This is a genomic window from Campylobacter concisus, from assembly GCF_015230015.1.
GTDB lineage: Bacteria > Campylobacterota > Campylobacteria > Campylobacterales > Campylobacteraceae > Campylobacter_A > Campylobacter_A concisus_AF.
Genome location: NZ_JAAKZC010000035.1, coordinates 1 through 1,102, shown reverse-complemented (window position 1 = coordinate 1,102; position 1,102 = coordinate 1). Strand labels below are relative to the sequence as shown.

General features: G+C 40.0%; 1 protein-coding gene. It reads right to left on the bottom strand.

Going from position 1 to position 1,102, the window contains the following annotated elements; genetic code table 11:
• Positions 1-59 precede the first annotated feature (59 nt).
• The coding region (locus G6W42_RS10335) for a methyl-accepting chemotaxis protein (protein WP_194173932.1) at positions 60-1,102 on the bottom strand (1,043 nt) is incomplete at its 5' end.

Genomic DNA, 1,102 nt, shown 5'->3' with positions numbered 1-1,102 from the left:
AAATTTAAAAAGGTCTAGCCGGAGCTAGACCTAAAAATATTAGCTTAAGAGATAAAAACTTAAGTTCTAAAGACGCTTAGTTTAGTATTTAGCGCATCTGTCATCTTGTTTAGATGCTCAGCCGCAGAAGCTATCTCTTCAACACTTCTAGCATTTTCAGATGAAATTTGGTTGATATCTGAGATGCCATCCATGATCTCATTTACATTCTTGCCAGTTGCGATGTAGTCTTGCATAGTCTTATCAGACATCGCTATGGCATTATTCATCGTTGCGCTCATATCATTTATCGTCTTTTCAACGTCACTTGCAACGTGGGTTAGCTCCTGAATTTGTTTAGAGTTGATACCCATTTGCTCGCTACTATCGTTGATCGCTTGAACGATAATGTTGATAGTTGCATTTATCTCTGTTAGAGATTTTTGAGTTCTCTCAGCTAGCTGTCTAACCTCGTCAGCAACGACTGCAAAGCCACGTCCATGCTCGCCTGCACGAGCGGCCTCTATAGCTGCGTTAAGAGCAAGCAGGTTTGTCTGATCAGCGATATCGTTGATAACCACAAGGACTGATTTTACCTGCTCAGCATCACGGCTAAGCTGCTCGATCTTGCCAGCCATTTGATTTTCTACATTAGCAGAATCAACTATCTGAGATGATAGGGCTCTGATGGCGTCAGTAGCTGTTTTTATATGAGTGCTCGCCTTTTGAAGGTCATCTTTGCCAGCTTGAGCTATGGCTAAAGACTCTTTCATAGCTTCTTGCATAGACTTACATCTTTGATTTGTCTCTTCAACGATCTGGGTTGATTCTTCCACGCGTTTGCCTGTTTGAAGAGAGGTAGAGCTTAGCTCATTTGCGACTGAGCTGTTTTCACTTGAAAGGTTTTTAGTGTCGCTTATAAGCACTCTTATGCGCTCTATGAAGTTATTTATATCGTTGCTTATTTTTGCTATCTCATCTTTGCCGTATATTGGAATTTTAAGTGTAAAGTCAGATGTTATAGCATTTAAATTTGCACCCAGTCTATCAATAGGGTTTGCAACTAGCTTTTTAAGCAAGAAGATAGATACTATGATAAGAAGCAAGGTAACTATAATGCTTG